10 protein-coding genes are annotated in these 18,069 nt (G+C 66.8%); 7 read left to right on the forward strand and 3 right to left on the reverse strand.

Annotated elements, in window-relative coordinates:
• Positions 1 to 24 precede the first annotated feature (24 nt).
• Both ACYQR9_RS03145 and ACYQR9_RS03150 read right to left on the reverse strand, forming a co-directional pair.
• Positions 25 to 4,665: a MupA/Atu3671 family FMN-dependent luciferase-like monooxygenase gene (locus tag ACYQR9_RS03145; protein WP_461228655.1), complete on the reverse strand. Its 4,641-nt coding sequence runs from the start codon at positions 4,663 to 4,665 to the stop codon at positions 25 to 27.
• A 289-nt stretch (positions 4,666 to 4,954) separates the two neighbouring features.
• Entirely contained in the window at positions 4,955 to 6,112 is a 1,158-nt protein-coding gene (locus ACYQR9_RS03150; RefSeq protein WP_461228656.1) for a hypothetical protein, read from the reverse strand.
• A 565-nt stretch (positions 6,113 to 6,677) separates the two neighbouring features.
• On the opposite strand from ACYQR9_RS03150, the gene ACYQR9_RS03155 reads away from it, so the two are divergent.
• From ACYQR9_RS03155 to ACYQR9_RS03170, 4 genes are all read left to right on the forward strand, one after another.
• Positions 6,678 to 7,409, forward strand: a complete 732-nt coding sequence (locus ACYQR9_RS03155) for a LuxR C-terminal-related transcriptional regulator (protein WP_461228657.1) — start codon at positions 6,678 to 6,680, stop codon at positions 7,407 to 7,409.
• 597 nt (positions 7,410 to 8,006) lie between these two features.
• The gene (locus tag ACYQR9_RS03160) at positions 8,007 to 9,098 is read left to right on the forward strand and encodes an NAD-dependent epimerase/dehydratase family protein (protein WP_461228658.1); all 1,092 of its coding nucleotides are present in this window, start codon (positions 8,007 to 8,009) and stop codon (positions 9,096 to 9,098) included.
• A 63-nt stretch (positions 9,099 to 9,161) separates the two neighbouring features.
• The gene (locus ACYQR9_RS03165; RefSeq protein ID WP_461228659.1) at positions 9,162 to 10,478 is read left to right on the forward strand and encodes a glycosyltransferase family 4 protein; all 1,317 of its coding nucleotides are present in this window, start codon (positions 9,162 to 9,164) and stop codon (positions 10,476 to 10,478) included.
• Positions 10,459 to 11,616, forward strand: a complete 1,158-nt coding sequence (locus ACYQR9_RS03170; protein ID WP_311275765.1) for a DegT/DnrJ/EryC1/StrS family aminotransferase — start codon at positions 10,459 to 10,461, stop codon at positions 11,614 to 11,616. The genes ACYQR9_RS03165 and ACYQR9_RS03170 overlap by 20 nt, the downstream gene beginning before the upstream one ends.
• Before the next feature lie 321 nt (positions 11,617 to 11,937).
• On the opposite strand, the gene ACYQR9_RS03175 is transcribed toward ACYQR9_RS03170, so the two are convergent.
• The gene (locus ACYQR9_RS03175) at positions 11,938 to 13,329 is read right to left on the reverse strand and encodes a UDP-glucose dehydrogenase family protein (protein WP_461228660.1); all 1,392 of its coding nucleotides are present in this window, start codon (positions 13,327 to 13,329) and stop codon (positions 11,938 to 11,940) included.
• A 799-nt stretch (positions 13,330 to 14,128) separates the two neighbouring features.
• Here ACYQR9_RS03175 and ACYQR9_RS03180 point away from each other — a divergent pair.
• The 3 genes from ACYQR9_RS03180 to ACYQR9_RS03190 all read left to right on the forward strand — a co-directional run bounded on the left by ACYQR9_RS03180 (position 14,129) and on the right by ACYQR9_RS03190 (position 18,060).
• Positions 14,129 to 15,115 carry an NAD-dependent epimerase/dehydratase family protein gene (locus ACYQR9_RS03180; RefSeq protein WP_461228661.1) on the forward strand — a complete coding sequence of 329 codons (987 nt, stop codon included), beginning with the start codon at positions 14,129 to 14,131 and terminating at the stop codon, positions 15,113 to 15,115.
• Between the two features lie 64 nt (positions 15,116 to 15,179).
• Entirely contained in the window at positions 15,180 to 16,355 is a 1,176-nt protein-coding gene (locus ACYQR9_RS03185; protein ID WP_461228662.1) for a glycosyltransferase, read from the forward strand.
• Positions 16,356 to 16,710: 355 nt separating this feature from the next.
• Positions 16,711 to 18,060, forward strand: a complete 1,350-nt coding sequence (locus ACYQR9_RS03190; protein WP_461228663.1) for an O-antigen ligase family protein — start codon at positions 16,711 to 16,713, stop codon at positions 18,058 to 18,060.
• Positions 18,061 to 18,069 lie beyond the last annotated feature (9 nt).

An 18,069-nucleotide genomic window follows, 5' to 3' on the forward strand; every position in this document is an offset into this window, starting at 1 on the left:
TCACGTTTCTCTACTGGCCGACGGCTACGCGACGGGCGCCGGCATCTCCTGGCGCCGTCTCAGCGCCTGCCGCGCCTTGGCCCGATCGTGTCCCCGGTCGGTTGCCGAGGGGCCGGTGGCGAATCCTCCGAGATGCAGCGAGAGGGTGCGGATCGTGGGGAAGCGGAACAGGTCCGTGATCGCGATTTCCCGGCGGAGCTCCTCGCCGAGACGGCGCTGGACCTGCACCACGAGGAGGGAGTGACCGCCGAGGTCGAAGAAGTTCTCGGTTGTGGCGACGACCGGCCGGCCGAGCGCTTCGCCCCAGATGCCGGCGATCAGCGCCTCCACTGAACTCATCGGCACTTCGGGCGGAGCAGCGGCCCCCGGTGCCTGATGCGGCGCGGGCAGCGCGCCTCGGTCGACCTTGCCGTTCAGGGTCATCGGGAGGGCGGGCAGAACGACGATCACAGCCGGGACCATGAAGGCGGGCAGGGTCGAGGCGACTGCCTCGCGCAGAGCCTCGGGCCGCAGGGTCGCGCCGTCCCTGGCGGTGACGTAGCCCACCAGGCGCTGGTCGCCGTCGCTATCCTCGCGCGCCACCACGACGGCGGCGGCGATGCCGGGCTGGCGCGCCAATGCGGCCTCGATCTCGCCGAGCTCGATCCGGTGCCCCCGCACCTTGACCTGGTGATCGAGCCGCCCGAGGAACACGAGCCCTCCAGCGGCGTCCCGGCGGACGAGGTCGCCCGTCCTGTAGAGCCGCCCCGGACCGAAGGGGTTGGGGACGAACCGCTCCGCCGTCAGCTCGTCGCGGCCGAGATAGCCACGGGCGAGGCCCTCGCCGCCGATATGGAGCTCGCCCGCCACATAGGCCGGGCACGGGAGCCGGTGCGCGTCGAGCACGTGCAGCACCGTGTTGGCGATGGGTTCGCCGAGGGTCACGCCGCGTTCCACGCCGTCGATCTCGACCACGGCCGACCAGATCGTCGTCTCCGTCGGGCCGTACATGCCGAGGAATTTTCCGGGCAGGAGGTCGCGCAGCCGGCCGGCGAGGTCCGCGCTCAAGGCCTCGCCGCCCACCATCATGGTGCCGAGTTGCGCGAGGGCGCGCCGGCCCGCCGCATCGGCCACCAGCATCCGAGCCATGGAGGGGGTGCATTGGAAGTGGGTGACCCGGTGCCGGACAATCTCCTCCGGGACCGAGGCGGGCATTGTCGCGGTGAGGGTTCCGGCCAGAACCATCAGCCGTTTCAGGTGCTCGAGATGGTCGAGGGCTAGATCGGTCGGCACCCCGAAATCGATGAGGCAGGCGATCTCGTCGGTCCCGATGCGCCGCACCGCCTCGACCATGCCGAGGCAAGATTCCGGGGTGCCGAACAGGCCGCCGGTGCTGTGATAGCGCTCGAAGGCGTGGTCCAGCAGCGCGTCGCGATCGGCGGGTGACAAATCCTCGGCGTCGAGGATCTCGGCCGGCGTGCGACCGTCGGAGGCCGCGCGCTGGACGAAGGTCGGGAAGGTCCAGGCGGCCTGCCTGACCAGATCCATCGCGCTGCCGAGGTAGCGCTTCATGGGCTCGCGGACGGTCTCGCGGACCGCATCCTCGTCCTCGCCCACGAAGGTATGGAGCATGAGGGTCACATGGCCCTCGCCGGCATGCCCGGCCTCCCGCCAGGCTTGGCGGTATTGCCGGATCTTGTCCGCCAGTTCCTCGAGGTTCTGGCCGAGGAGATGGGTGAGGACGCCGCATCCCAGCCGCCCGGCCTGGACGAAGGTGTCGGGGTTGCCGGCCGCCGTGAGCCACATCGGCAGTTCGGGCTGGATCGGCCGGGGCATCGTGCCGATCTCCACGACCTTGCCCAGCGGGTTGGGGAACGGCAGGCGCTCGCCGCGCCAGAGGCGGCGGATGTCATCGATCTGCCCCGCCATCTTGTCCTTGCGCTCGGCGAAGCGCTCGGGCGCCAGGACGAAGTCGTTCGGCTGCCACCCCGACGCGAAGGCGATGCCGGCCCGGCCCTTCGACAGGTTGTCGATCATTGCCCAGTCTTCGGCGACGCGCAGGGGATGGTGCAGCGGCAGGACGCAGCTGCCCGCGCGGATCTTGACCCGCTCGGTGCAGGCGGCGAGGGCGGCGGCGCTGAGGGCGGCGTTGGGGTAAAGGCCGCCGAAGGCGTGGAAGTGCCGCTCCGGCGTCCACACCGCCTCGAAACCGTTGCGATCGGCGAAACGTGCGCCCTCCAGCAGCAGGCGGTACTTGTCCTGCGGGTCCGCCGCGTCGTCGTTCGAGAAGTAGAACAGGCTGAAGCCGGGACCGGAACTCGGCTCGGAGCGCTGGCCGTGCAGCACCACCGAGAAGCCGCGTGCCAGGGTCCAGAGGATTTCGAGCACCGAGATGTCGAAGGATAGGCTCGTCGCCGCGAGCCAGGTGCCGGGGGGATCGTGCGGGATGCGGGCATCCATGCCGGCGCAGAAATTCATGAGGTTGCGATGGGTGATCGCCACACCCTTGGGCCGGCCGGTCGAACCCGAGGTGTACATGACATAGGCGAGATCCTGCCCGCCGGCGCGACCGGGCGGCGGCGCGGCCTCGCCGCTGGCCTCCGCGGTGTAGAGCACCTGCGCCGGAGCGAAGGCGAGGCGATCCTGGATGGGGCGGCTCGTCAGCAGGACCTCGGCGCCCGAATCTTCGAGCATGTAGGCGAGGCGCTCACGCGGATAATCGGCATCGAGGGGCAGGTAGGCCGCACCGGCCTTCAAGGTCGCGAGGACGGCGACGACGAGATCGGGCACCCGCTCGTGGCAGATGCCGACGATGGTCCCCGGCCCGATCCCGGCCGCGACGAGGCGGCCGGCGAGTTCCCCGGCGGCGCGGTCGAGCTCGGCATAGGAGAGGCGGGCCTTCCCGGCGACCACGGCGTCCCGCTCGGGCAGCTCGGCCGCCCTGGCGGCGATCTCGTTCTGGATCGTGCGATTGTGCGGGAAAGGCAGGGTGGTGGCGTTGAGCGCCGCCACGATGGCCGCCTCTTCCTCCGGCACGAGGGGGAGCGCGCCGAGGCGAATCTCGGGATCGGCCAGGAAGGCCTGGAGGAAGGCCGCGAACTGTCCCGCCATGGCTTGCGCCACCTCGGCATCGAAGGTCCGGCCGCAGACGAGGAGCTCCGCCCGGCTTTCGCCCTCGCTCAGAACCAGCAACAGTTCGGAGCGGGAACGCGCCAGGAGACCCGGTTTCGCACCGCCATGGACCAAGCCTATCTTGCGCCATGCGACGGCCCTTTCGCGCATTTCGGGAGAGGCGGCGCGTTGTGGTAGATCGGCGGCCAGAATGCCCCTCGCGGCGAGGTCGGCGCGCTCGGCTGCGAACGCCGCCCGGAGCTCCGCAACCGAGCCGTCCCGGTCGACGGCCAGGGTCAGGGGACGGTCCGGCAGGAACCACGGCTCAAGCCCGGTCCCCGTTTCGTCCTGGGCCTTGGCGGCCTCGCTCAACGCCAGCGTGACGCGAGGTGTGTCGCAGACGAGGCCGATCCAGGCGAGGAAGGCCGCCGCCGCATCGTCCGGGCTCGCCGTGCGGGTCAGCGGGATCGCGATCCGGTGAGGGGCGGCATCGGAACCACCGCCCCCGCGACGGGGATAAGGCAAGGTCGGCGCGGCGACCGTCTCCAGGCGCTCGATCCAGAACGCTTCGTGGACGGCGGCGAGGCGCTGGGCGGACGCGAGCGCCTCGGCGCGCGGCCCTTCGATCTCGGGCAGGACCGTGCCGGGACTGAACGAAGTGCCGGCCGGCTCGCCGCGCAGAGTGGTGAGGCCGGAAAGGACGATCTCGCGATCCGCCGTCGCGACGGAAATGAGATCGGGGCCCACCCGCGTGATCGTGCCGGGTGGAAGACGATCGGAGGCGGGACCGATCTCCGCGCCCCGGACCAGGACCAGATCCTGCCCGGTGAAAATCTTCGGGCGCGCCAGCGGATTGTGCACCGGGCCAAAATCGAGGGCGCGGACGAGGGCGGCGATCCGGGCGGCGGGCTGGCGGAAATCCAGGGTCGCGGCGCGAGCCGGGCGCTTGAGCCGGCCATGATAGAGGCGCTCGCCCCGCTGCGGCATCGCTTCCACGCGGCCCGAGACGAGCCCGTCGAGGAGGGCGGCGAAGCTCGAGGCGCCGGCCTCGTAGCAGCGGCCGTTGAGGCTGAAGACGGTGTCGCCGGGCAGGATATCGAAATGCTCCTGCGCCAGGATGGCGCCGGTATCGATGGTCTCGTCGATCTGATGCCAGGTGACGCCATGCGAGGTCTCCCCGGCGAGGATCGCCCAGGTCGTGGCATGGAGGCCGGCATGCCTCGGCAGGGGGCCATCGTGAAAGTTGATCGCCCGGCGCCGGACCCGGGCGAGCACGGCCGATGGGATCACGTCGAGATTGCCGACGCTGAACAGGAAATCCACCGGAGGATCGCGATGGCCGGCGGCCAGGAACGCATCCTTGTCGATGATCGCGATACCGGCGCGGCGCGCCCATTCGGCAGCGCGCCGATCCCGCGTGATCACGGCGGAGATCGCATGCCCGGCGGCCAGGAAGAGCTCCGCGCATCGGATCAGCAAGGTTCCGTCGCCGATGAAGTAGGCGGTGGACCGCCCATCGTCGTCGGCCTGACGGATATCCGTTTCGTCCTGGGAACGGTTCTCGATGAATTCCATCTCGACAGGCTCCGGCATCGCTGCGCGTCACAGAGATCGATGTTTGGCGATGACGCATCCAAGGCTTCGCATTCACCGCGCAAAGACGGCGATGCATCGCGCCGTCATTCGAAAAAATCACGAATACATCGACGCAACCAAACTATAAATGCATCATCGCGGAATATAACCGACACAAATCTGCCGTTAAATCACCTGGATAATGATTTTTCACTCAGCGTGACTTAGAGAATGACTTTAATCCAAGCTCGGCAAGGAGAATGCGGCGCGAATGCGCCCAGGAGAAGCACTACTTGGGATTACTTAGCTTTTTCTCCGCGGATACTCCCTCGCCACGGGCGGGTTTCTGTTGCGGCGCGGCCCGGACCGGTGACGGACGCAAGAGGGCGGAGACCGGCATACGCTGTGGCGCGCCGTCCGGTCCCGGACCGGCCTCACCGTCGTCGAGGCCCCCTTTCGCCACGGGCTGAGCGGCGGAGGAGGCCGGCATCGACACCGCGTCGCTCGCCTGAGGCCGCCCACGGTTCGGGCGCGGCGGCGCGCGGCGAACAGCGGAGGCCGTTGGTTGTGGCTGGGCCTTCAGAGGCCCGAGGCCACGGGAATGGGTAACGGCGTCGAGGGAAGCGAAGGTGGCGCTGCCATGCGTCAACCATCCCGGGCGCGGATCAGCCACGGGCGGGACCGCCAGCGGCGCGGCCTCCACTGACCTGTCCATGGCGACCGGCAGCGCAGCGGACCGGACATCGCTTTTCGCGTCGTCATCGATCGAGGCCAGTTCCGTCCGTGCCGGCGCATCGCCGTCGCGGGCGCCCCCGGCATTCGCCAGAACCGCTTCGGCCGCCCGGCGCGCCTCATCCGCCGCGGCCTGCGCACGCATCGCGGCATCGGTGCGCGCCAGGAGATCCGCGGCTTCGGACCGGAGGGTCGAGGCTTCCCGACGGCTCGCCTCGAACTGCTCTTCGAGACGCCGGAGCGCCAGTTCGCGGTCGTCCGCGCGGGCGGCCTGTGCCTGCCGCTCGGATTGCGCCCGCTTGAGATCGGCTTCGACGGTCTCCAATGCCCGGCTTCCCTCATCGAGCTGCCGGCTCAGGAGGGAGCGCGAGATCTCGGCCGCGTCCTTCTCGGAGCGGAGTTCCAGGGCGAGCGTCGCGATCCGGTCTTCGGCCTGCTGCAACGCGACGCGATGTCCGTCCTCGCTCTGGCGCGCCTCGCGCGCACCGACCGACCGGGTCGTCTCGACGACGAGACCGAAGACCAGCGCGGAAAGGATCGATGTCGTCGCCAGCAGCCAGGTGAGACTGCCGGGAATACGGGGGCCCGGCCGGTGCGGGCCAATGAGCTCGGCATGGTCCAGCCTGAACGACTCGGCCCAGCTTCCTGCCCCGCCGGACCCTGATTCTACGCCGGCCGACGAGGATGCCGAACCAGCCTGCGCCGCATCGGCCAAGCACCGCCCACCGGCACCCTGCGCGCCTTGAGAGCCGGCAAAGCTGTTTTGCTTGTCTAACCACCTGCCCAGCATAGCGAATCCTACATCACCGCAACTGAATGCCGGTGATTGTACCTCGCGCTGCCAGACAACGGAGATCGAAAGAGACCTACTCCGAACGGTCGATCTGGGACGAGGAGCGAGTCCGAACGAACACGAGGGAATCTATACAATCGATGACTTCGAGATATGCCAGGAATCCGCGGGCACACTCCCCAATGTTCGCCCGTAGAACCATCCGCAATTAACATCCGTATAGAGCTTTCGGATGGCAGATCACAGTCGGGCGCGGCTATCGATCAAATGGGATGACCAAAAAAGGATTATTTAATCGTTTTTTCATTGACGGTCAGATTGTTCCGATCCATACCAGACTCTCACTTTAATGTATCGATTTGTACATTACTTGTAAGTGGAGCGGTCGACTTTATCAGTACGAATTGGTGGGGGGCTGACGATGATTCACGTTTCCGGAACTACCTTTCCACGACCCAATTTTGCATCTACGGCGCGACCCGCAACCGTGATCAGCGGTGGAACGGCGCTCTACAGAGAAGGGTTACGATACATATTGCTGAAGAGCGGGTTCGACGTGATTTCCATGGTCGGAAATCTCGATCAGGCCCAGGATTTACCTGAATCTTCCGACTCGAACCTTATTGTCATCATGAGTATTCCCTCGACGGCGAACGCCCCGACCGAGGAAATCTTGAACGCTCGTCTTCGTTTTCCCAACAGTTTCATCATCTGCATTTGCGCGACCTGCGAGGCCGAGCATGTAGCCCCCATGCTGGAATGCGGTGCGGCGGCTATTCTTCTGTACAGTGCGTGTTCTGATACTTTGGTGCAGGCCCTGGAACTGATCCTGCTCGACCACTGCGTGGTGCCCCATCTGTGCATTGGGGCCGAGGCCGACCCCCTCCCCGGTGAGGAGGAAAGCGGGGAACCTGAGGCCGACGAGCCGTTCCCCTCTCAGGATCAGACACTTCATCTGTCAGACCGGGAACTCAGTATCATCGCCTGCTTGATCAAGGGCGATTCAAACCGCGCCATCGCCGAGCGCCTGTCCATCGCCGAAGGACGGGTGAAGGGTAATGTGAAGGCGATCCTCCGAAAGATTAACGTACGGAACAGGACACAAGCGGCCCTCTGGGGTATCAAATATTGTAACTCGGGCGACCGAGCGAGCTTCGCCAAGCATCATCCCGGCGCGGCATCGCTCAACGATACGCTCGAAGGGATGGCGGCCGTATAGAGGCGCCGCCATCCGGGCGGATCCATCCCGTTCGACGGGGTGGATCTCGCAAGACATGACCCGCGCCGAGCAGAGGCGCGGATTCGATTGAGACTAATCCCATCTCTCGTCTCAGATCTCTTGTCCTTCATTTATCGTCCTACATCTCTCTTCGGACCCGTGCCGTCTTACGCGGTCCCCTGGCCAATCATACTTGGCCCGGTGCCTTTCGACGCCTTCGGCGTCCGGCCTGACGCTCCTCCCGCTCGGCACCATTGCCACGCTCTCACGCCTGGGAAACCCCGCCTCCCGCGAGGTCGGCTCCCCGTGAACGACCATGCGCTCGCCGAAATCGTCGAAGGACGGCCCGTGCGCTGACGCGCGTCGATACCGAGCGCGTGCGCTCCTTGTTCAGTCGATCGTCGCCGACGAGACGCGCCACATAGGAAACACCCCCGGCTAATCCATTCGCGCCGCGGCATCTTGATTTCGTATTACTGAACTGCACCCCGAACCATCGTTGCTAGTCCCATTGTTCTTTTGCCTTACGAAATTCATCACATTAAATTGAACATGAAGACTGAAGCATTGTTCTCAAGACTGCGATGGATGACAATCATGAACGCGAAAGTTGCTGTCACGGGAGCCGGCGGTTACATTGGCTCCGTCATGGTCGGAGAATTACTTCGGAACGGGTACAAGGTCAGAGCCATAGATGCCTTTTATTTCGGAGACCTTGCTCTCTCGAAATATGATGGCCACCCCAAGCTTGAGATCGTCAAGCAGGACATCAGGCTCATCGACCATCATGCCTATGACGATTGCGATTATGCCATCGATCTGGCCGCTTTATCGAACGATCCGTCCGGCGACCTCGACCCGGAGCTGACACGGTCGATCAACGAGAAGGGCCGGATACGGGCCGCCATGGCCGCCAAGCGCGCCGGCGTCCGCCGCTACCTCTTCGCCAGTTCCTGCGCGGTCTACGGCGCCGGCCAGGACATGTTCCTCACCGAGGACGCGGTTCTGCGGCCCCTCACCATCTACGCGCAGACCTGCGCCAGGGCCGAAGAGGCGGTGCTCGACCTGAATACCGGCCATTTCGCCGCCACGGCGCTCAGGAACGCCACCGTGTTCGGCCTGTCGCCGCGCATGCGGTTCGACCTCGTCGTCAACCAGATGACCTTCGACGCCCTGGATCTCGGCCGCATCACGGTGGGGGGCGACGGATCGCAATGGCGTCCGGTTGTCCATGTGCGGGATGTGGCCGCCGCCTTCCTCAGCGCCCTGCGCGCGCCGTCAGGCGTCGTCGCCGGTGCGGCCTTCAACATCGGCTGGGACAACCGCCAGATCGTCGACATCGCGCTCGCGGTGAAGAACACCGTCACCAAGGCGAGCGAGATCGAGTTCATGCCCTGCGGGCTCGACCGGCGCGATTACCATGTGAGCTTCGCCAAGGCGCGGGAAAGTTTCGGCTTCAGGGCGAGACACCGGATCGAGGACGCCGTCATCGAGATCCAGAACGCGATCGACGCCAAGCTCCTGCGCAACACCGCCGTCTGCAACACGGTCAAGTGGTACAAGATGCTGCTCGCCGACCCGCTCCAGCGGCTGAGCCTGCCGATCCCGGCCGAAGAGGCCATCGCCGCGCCTCCGGGCGTGTTTCCCCGCCCGGCCTTCGAGGCCGGCGCCGAGGCGGCGCGCGCCTGAGACGAAACGGGTCCGCGTCCGCCCGGACCCGCATCTCCGACCGGCCGGCCCGAGAGGACATCCATGCGAGCCTATGACGTGCCTCCCTCGTCCACGGTCCGACGGCCGGATGGTGGCTCCCCCTTGTCCGTCCGCCACGTCATCATCGAGAACAAGGAGGGATATCCCTCCTTCGCCAACGGTATTCACCAGAATACGCGCTCCCTCGTCACGGAGCAGACCGTGTCGGGCGAGGCATCCCGCATCCTGTTCCTGTCGCGCGATCCCAACGGGATGACGGTGCCGGCGGGCATCCGGATGGATCATGTCCCGCTGGACGGGCTCAGGATCCTCGGCCGAACGGTCAGCCTGTCGCGCCGCTCCTGCGAGGCTTTCCTCGATGGGGCCGACACGCGGACGATCTTCCACTTCCACGGCGCGCGCCAGCCGCTCCTGGTCTCGCTGACGCGGATGCTGCGCCGTCGCGGCATCCCCTACGTCATCAGCCTCCATGCCTGCTTCTCGCATTTCTACGACCGGGCCGGCCGGCTGGTGAAGCCGTCGACGGCCCTCTACGTCCGGCTGCTGGAGCGGCGGGTTCTGGAAGGCGCGCGCTTCGTCCACGTCATCACCGCCCTGGAACAGGCCGAACTTCGCCGCCTGGCGCCCAAGGCCCGGTCGGTCCTCGTGCCCCACGGGGTCTATTCGAGCGCGCTCAGCGGACGTCCGGGATTCGTAGACAGGTCCGGCCCTGCCGGCGGGTTATCAGGCCCTGCCGGCGGGTTATCAGGCCCTGCCGGCGGCTTGCCCGTCTTCGGCTTCTGCGGCCGGCTGGCGGTGTTCCACAAGGGGCTCGACCTGCTGATCGAAGGGTTCGCCCTCTACCGGCGGCAGGGCGGCACCGGCCGCCTCGTCGTCATGGGCCCCGGCGACGAGCGAGACGAGCTGATGGCGACGACCCGCCGCCTCGGCATCGAATCCGCCGTGACCTTCGAGGGGCCGCGCTACGGGGCCGAGCGGGACGACATCGTCCGGTCTTGGGACTTCTTCGCCTTTCCCTCGCGCCTCGACCGCTGGCCGACGGCGGCCCTCGAAGCCCAGATCCTCGGCGTGCCGCTCCTCATCACCGCCGAGGCGGGGATGACCGAGGCGATGACGCGGCACGGCGCCGGCCTCCTCATCGAAGATCTGACGGCCGAGGCCGTGGCCCGGTCGCTCGCCCGGGCCGCTTCCCTCGATTCCGCGGAATGGCGGGCGATGTCGCGCGGCGCCCACCGGATGGGATGCTCGGCCGACTGGACCGTGGTCGCGGCGCGCCTGCACGCCCTCTACCGAACCACACCGGCATCGCCGGCTCTCAGCGAAGACATGGAGGCAACCGATGGCAGTCCCGTTCTATAGGCATGCGCTCTCGCCCGATTACGCCGTGCGGGTGGCCTCGGTCCTGGGGAGCGCGTTCCTGACGACCGGCCCCGAGGGCGCGCGCGTGGAGGACCTGCTGCGGGACTTCTTCGCCGTGCCGCATGCCAAGCTCACCTCGAGCTGGACGCAAGGGGCGGTGGCGACCCTCCTCGCCATGGGGATCGGCCCCGGCGACGAGGTCATCGTACCGGCCATGACCTTCGCGGCGACGGCCAACGTGGTGCGCCTCGTGGGCGCGACGCCGGTCTTCGTCGACAGCGACCCGAACACGCTCTTGATCGACCTGGGTCTCGCGGCGGCGGCCGTGACGGAGCGGACGCGGGCGATCATCCCCGTCCATCTCTACGGGCAGATGGTGGACATCCCGGCTCTGCGGGCGGCGATCCCCTCCTCGATCCGGATCATCGAGGACGCGGCCCATTGCTTCGAGGGCAGCCGCAACGGGCGCCGGCCGGGGCAGGACGGCGACGCGGCGATCTTCTCCTTCTACGCCACGAAGAACGTGACCTGCGGCGAGGGCGGCGCCGTCGTCACCCGCGATCCGGTCCTCGCCCGGACCCTGGTCCAGACGGTGCTGCACGGGATGTCCGCCGGCGCGGCCCAGCGTTTCCAGGGCGGGACCTACAACCATTGGGACATCGACCGCCTCGGCACCAAGGCCAACCTGCCGGACCTGCTGGCGGTCCTGCTCGCGCCCCAGATCGATCAGGTGGAGGTTCAGTGCGCCCGGCGCGAGGCCTTGAGCCGACGCTACGAGAGCGCGCTCGCCGGCACCCCGTTCACCTGGCCGGCCATGGAGCCGGGCGTGGTCTCGGCCCGGCACCTGTTCCCGATCCACGTGCCCGACGGGCGCCGCGACGACATGCTCCGGGCGCTGGGCGAGGCCCGCATCGGCACGACGGTGAATTACCGCAGCGTGCCCACGCTGACCCTCTACCGCGACGTGCCGGAAGCATCGTCCCTGCCCGTCGCGCAGGAATGGGGCGAGGGCACGCTCTCGCTGCCGCTCTTCCCGGATCTGCGCATCGACGAGCAGGACGAGGTGATCGAGACCGTGCTGGCCCAGGCCTCCGCGTTCTGGCCGAAGCCCGCCCTGAGGACCGCGACCGGACGGTGAATAGGCGCCGATAGCCGGAGCCTCGCTCCCGCATCGACTTTGCCGAGCTCCGTTTTCCCTTGTTCTTCCAACCTCTTACCTCATCCTGAGGCGCCGCGAAGCGGCCTCGAAGGAGGTCTCCAGTCCTTGCTCAGCGAACTGGAGGGCTCCTTCGAGGCCCTTTGCTTGCGCAAAGCGCGCCTCAGGATAAGGTGAGAGGGCGGGAAGATCCGTCGTCTTGCAACGATACAGACTTCCCCAAGTACCCCCAAGTAGAACCGACACACGAAAGCCGCCCCGCAGTCGCAGGGCGGCTATCGCTCGGTCGGTGCCTTCGGGGGATTACCCAGCGGCGATGGCGAGCTCCGGCAGCACCGCTCCCTGCGGCTGGGTCAGGTCGATCCGTGGCGCCGGGCGCTCCGCCGTGACGCTGCGCCGGCCGATTCCCACATGGCGGAACCCGGCCTCCGTCGCCTCCGCCACCGGGATGATGTTGCGGTAATCGACGAGGACCGACCCCGCCATGCGGGCCCGGAGACGGGCGAGGTCGAGGGTGCGGAACACGCTCCATTCCGTCACGATCGCCACGGCATGGGCGCCGGCCACGCAGGAATAGGGGTCGGTGGCGTAGGCGATGTCGGGCATGAGCGCCCGAGCCTGGTCCATCCCCTGGGGGTCATAGGCCCGCACCTCGGCGCCTTCGTCCTGGAGGGCAGTGATGATCGAGGTGGCCGGCGCCTCGCGGGTGTCGTCGGTATTCGCCTTGAAGGTGAGGCCGAGCACCGCGATGGTCAGCCCCCTGACGGAGCCGCCGCAGGCCTTGATCAGCCGCCGCGCCATTAATCGCTTGCGTTGCTCGTTGGCGGCCGCCACCGTCTCGATGATCCGGGAGGGGACGCCGTAATCCTGCGCCGACTTGATCAGCGCCTGGATGTCCTTGGGAAAGCACGAGCCGCCGAAGCCGGGGCCGGGCTGGAGGAACTGCGCGCCGATCCGCCGGTCGAGGCCGATCCCGTAGGAGACCCCTTCCACATCGGCATCCGCCCGCTCGCACAGATCGGCCATCTCGTTGACGAAGCCGATCTTCATGGCGAGGAAGGCATTGGCCGCGTATTTCACCAGCTCGGCGGTGCGCCGGGTGGTGAAGAACAGCGGCACCGCCGCCTCCGCCAGGGGCCGGTAGAGGTTGGTCATGATCGCCCGCGCCCGCTCGTCCTGGGTGCCGATGACGATCCGGTCGGGATGCTGGAAATCCGCGATGGCCGCGCCCTCGCGAAGGAATTCGGGGTTCGAGACGACGGCGAAGGCGCCCTGGGGCTGGACGAGGCGCATGATGTGCTCGACCCGGTCCCCCGTGCCCACCGGGACGGTCGATTTCGTCACCACCACGGCGTAACCCCGGATCGCTTGCGCGATGTCGCGGGCACAGGCGAAGACATGGGCGAGGTCGGCATGGCCGTCGCCGCGCCGGGCGGGCGTGCCGACGGCGATGAACACGACTTCCGCGTCGCCCACCGCCTCGGCGAGATCGGTGCCGAAGCTCAGGCGCCCGGCGGCGACGTTGTTGGCGACGAGCGCGTCGAGATGCGGCTCGTAGATCGGCATGCGACCCGCGCGCAGGGCGGCGATCCGCTGCGGATCCTTGTCGACGCAATGCACATGATGCCCGAATTCGGCAAAGCACGCCCCGGATACGAGACCGACATATCCGACGCCGATGACCGCCACCCGCATTCCAGCCTCCATGGATCATTCAGATGAGCAAAGGCGGTCACGGGTTTGGAACAGCAACCGCCGCAAGCGACAACCTTAAAATATCATCTTGTCCTGGAGAACATCTCTTCCGAGTGGTCGGAAACTAGTCCGAAAGCTACAGGATCGGCGATAATGATTGATTCCGAACACGCGATCCGACATTTCGTCATCCCGATTCGGTGGCCCGACAGGATCCGCGCGGGACGGAATTCAGGACCTCTTCGCGTTGTTGTTCCAAGGCACGACCTCATCCTGAGGTCAGAGATCCGAACTCGGGTTGATGTCATCCGATCTGCGGGAAAGTTCACATCGGTTTTGACACCCAGCCCGTCATTCCGGGGCGCCAAAGGCGAGCCCGGAATCCAGTGCCGCCGGGCGTGCCAAGTTGAGCTTGCGCGGCGGCTCTGGATTCCGGGCTCCGCGATGCGGCCCCGGAATGACGGCGTGGTCTGCTCATGGTCTTGTCGACCCCCCCCATTGACCAGAAATCGAAGCCCCGATCCTGAGATGGTCGGCTCGGATGATCTGCTCTGGCAGATGACCGACTTCGGCATGAGCATCCGCTAAGAAGTCCCATCAAGCAGGGCATCCGGAGGATGGCGGAGGCCGTGGGCTCACATTTGCCCGGCACCTCCGACCGCCAAGTCGCCACGTCCGGCGCAAGGGTACTATACGCGACACCGTGAGCGCGTTCGATCTAACCCTCAAGGTTCCTACCAATACATTCGGCGATCATGCAGTTCTTCTGACGACACGCATTGAATAAGGGCTGTCTGTCATGAAAAAGATACTTGTGACCGGGGCCGGTGGTTTCATCGGACATCATCTCGTGAAAAGCCTCGTCAACAAGGGCTATTGGGTCCGCGGGGCCGACATCAAGCTCCCGCAATACGAAGCCTCGGCCGCGCACGACTTCATGCAGGTCGATCTTCGCATGCGGGACAATTGCGCCATCGCCGTCAAGGACATGGACGAGGTCTACCACCTCGCGGCCGACATGGGCGGCATCGGCTTCATCAGCGGCTCGCATGCCGAGATCACGCTCAACAACACCCTGATCAGCGCGCATATGATCGAGGCGGCGCGCTATAGCGGCCTGGAGAAGTTCCTCTTCTCCTCCTCGGCCTGCGTCTATCCCCAGCATCTCCAGCTCTCGCCCGACGTCACCCCGCTCTCCGAGGACGTCGCCTGGCCGGCCCAGCCCGAGGAAGGCTACGGGCTCGAGAAGATCTACATGGAGAAGATGTGCCAATACATGACCGAGGATTGGAAGATCCCGACCCGGTCCGTACGGTTCCACAATGTCTATGGTCCGCTCGGCACCTATGACGGCGGCCGGGAGAAGGCGCCGGCGGCAATTTCGCGCAAGGTGGTGCTCTGCCCCGATGGCGGCGAGATCGAGGTCTGGGGTGACGGCCTGCAGACCCGCTCGTTCATGTATATCGACGATTGCGTCGAGGGCCTGTACCGGCTGATGCATTCCGATTACTGCGCGCCGATCAATCTCGGCACCGACGAGATGATCAGCATCAACGACCTCGTCGATATCGCGGCGGAGATCGCGGGCAAGACGATCACCAAGCGCCACGACCTGACGAAGCCGCAGGGCGTGCGTGGGCGCAACAGCGACAACAGCCTGATCCGCAAGGTTCTCGATTGGGAGCCCAAGATCATGATCCGCGAGGGGCTCGTGCCGACCTACCGCTGGATCGAGGAAGAGATCGCGCAGGCTCAGCCGGTCCTGCATTCCGTGGCGGCCGAGTAACGCCGCGCCCGCGGCCGGACGAAGACTGACCAGCGGTCACAGCAACGATTGTGAGGCGATCGAGATGTCGAAACGCGTATTGATCGTCCACAACGAGTACCAGTTCCACGGGGGCGAGGATTCCGTCGTCGCCCAGGAGATCGGCGCCCTCGAACGGGCCGGCTGCGACGTCCGCCTCTTCACCTTGAGCAACAAGTCCATCGTCACGCCGGTCGACCGCCTGCGCGCGGCGTTCCAGTCGGTGAATTCGCCCAAGAACATCGGCCTCGTCCTGAAGGAGATCGATCTCTTCCGGCCGGACGTGGTCCACGTCCACAATTACTTCCCGCTGATCTCGCCGATGGTGCATGTGGCCGTCCGCAAGACGGGAACGCCCACGATCCAGACGCTGCACAATTACCGGATCATGTGCGCCAACGCGATGCTGACGCGGAACGGCTCGCCCTGCGAGGTCTGCGTCGGCGGCTCCGCCTACAACGCGGTGCTGCACCGGTGCTACCGGGATTCCCGGCTCGGATCGCTCGCGGTGGCGCGGTCCATCCAGCATCACAGGCAGACCGGCACCTGGGCGAACCATGTCGACCGTTTCATCGCGCTGACCGAGTTCGAGCGCAGCCGGTTCATCGCGGCGGGCCTGCCCGGACACCGCATCGCCGTGAAGGCGAACGGGCTCGCCGATCCCGGCCCGGTCTCGGCAGATGCGCGGGAGGGATTACTGTTCGTGGGACGCCTCACCACCGAGAAGGGCGTCGAGACCCTCGATGCCGCGGCCAGGATCGCCGGTTGCAGGGTCACGGTCATCGGAACGGGGCCGCTGGCCGCGCAGGTCGCCGCCTCGCCCGATCTCGACGACCGGGGCCAGGTCACCCCCGCGCAGGTTCGCGCCGCGATGAGGGGGGCAAGGGCCCTGATCGTCCCCTCGCTCTGGTACGAGGGATTGCCGATGGTGGTGGTCGAAGCCTTCGCCATGGGCCTGCCGGTGATCGCGTCGCGGATCGGCTCGCTGGCCGAGATCGTCTCGGACGAGGTGACCGGCCTGCACGCCGCCCCGGGCGACGCCGCCGATCTCGCCCGCGCCATGACGCGGATCCTCACCGATCGCGCCGCGTCCGAGCGCATGAGCCGGGCGGCACGGCTGAAATACGAAACCTGCTGGAGCGAGACCGTCACCACGAACCAGCTCCTGGGGATCTACGCCGAGGCGATGGACTCGCACCGGACGATGCCGATCGCGGTCTAGAGCGCTCTCCGCCGAAGTGGATGCCGGTTCGGCGAAAAACAGCGCGGCAGAACAAAGGCCTGGAGATGTGCCCCGGCCCAACGTGGTCGGGCGTAGCTCCAGGAGCCTCTTTGAACCGTTTTCCAAGGCTCGACCTCATCCTGAGGTGCCGCGTAGCGGCCTCGAAGGAGCCCTCCAGGGATCGCCTTGGTGGCTGGAGCGCTCCTTCGAGGCCCTTTGCTCGGGCAAAGGGCACCTCAGGACGAGATGGTGCGGTGGGACGATCGACCTTCGCAAGTGAACCGGCCGAAACATCCCATCGAACGCCCCTCAGAGTGCTCGCATAACTCCCGGCCCGTCGAATGAGGTCGCCCGCGTGATCCAGTCCCCTCTCGACACCGCCCTCCCCCTCGGCCGGTCCGCCGACGACTTCACCGAACGCTACTCCCGCGCCCTCGTCATCGTGCTCCTGGGCTACGCGGTGCTGGGGAAGACCTTCGCCTATCTGGGAATCCCGCCGCTCTTCGTCGGCGAGATGGCCCTGGCCGGGGGGCTCATCGCGCTGCTGCGGTCCGGATGCTGGCTCGCCATCCTGGCGACGCCGGCGAGCCGGATGCTCATCGTCCTGATGGGCTGGGTCCTCTACCGGACCGTGCCGTATCTGGGGCCCTACGGGATGGACGCCCCCCGGGACAGCGTGCTGGCCCTCTACGGCCTGTTCGCCCTGATCGTCGTCGCCCTGCTGCTGGGGGAACCCGGCCGGTTCGGGCGGGCCATGGACGCCTATGGCCGGTTCGCGCGGTTCTATGCCCTGGCCGGCGGCATCGTGTACGGCCTGAGTTCGGCGTTCCTGAAGATCCCCGGCACCGAGATCCAGATCCCCAGCGTCCGGGCCGGCGAGGCCGCCAGCCACCTCGCGGCCATCGCCGTCTTCGTCCTGCTGGGGCTCGGCCGCTTCTCGCGCCTCTGGATCGCCGTGCTGATGGCGAGCATGATCGTCGTCACCTCGAGCCGCGGCGCCATGCTGACCTGCCTCGCGCCGGTGGTGGTCGCGGCCATCGCCGGGCGGCGGCTGCGGCAGTTCATGCCCATCGTCCTGGTGTTTTTCGTCGCCGCGATCATCGCGACGCTGTTCGATCTCAGCGTCCAGCTTCCCGGCAACGAGCGGGCGACCGGACCCAAGCAGATCGTCGAGGGCTTGAAGAGCGTGGTCGGCGTCAGCGAAGCCTCGAATTTCGAGGCGACGAAGGAGTTCCGCCTGCGCTGGTGGGCGACGATTCAGGACTACACGTTGCGCGGGCCGTATTTCTGGACGGGCAAGGGCTTCGGGGTGAACATCGCCCTCGAGGACGGCTACAAGCAATGGGTGACGGCCGACGCGGTGCTGCGCAGCCCCCACAACGTCAACATGACCTATCTGGCGCGCTCGGGCGTCCCCGGCCTCGTGCTGTGGCTCGGCGTGCTGGCGACCTGGTTCACGATGCTGTTCCACAGCCTGCTCTGGGCCCGCCGGCGCGGGGAGGAGCATTGGGCCAAGCTGTTCATCTGGATCGGCTGCTACGGCCTCGGCATGTTCGTGGACGCGTGTTTCGACGTGGCGCTCGAAGGACCGATGCTGGGCATCTGGTTCTGGTGCGTCTTCGGCTTCGGCATCGGCGCCAGCATGATCTTCCGCTCCCCCCTCGGGCGCAGCTTTCGGCACGGCGAGGATCGCGCCGGTCCATGAGAGCCGGTC

The sequence above is a fragment of the Methylobacterium sp. CM6241 genome, from assembly GCF_054817845.1.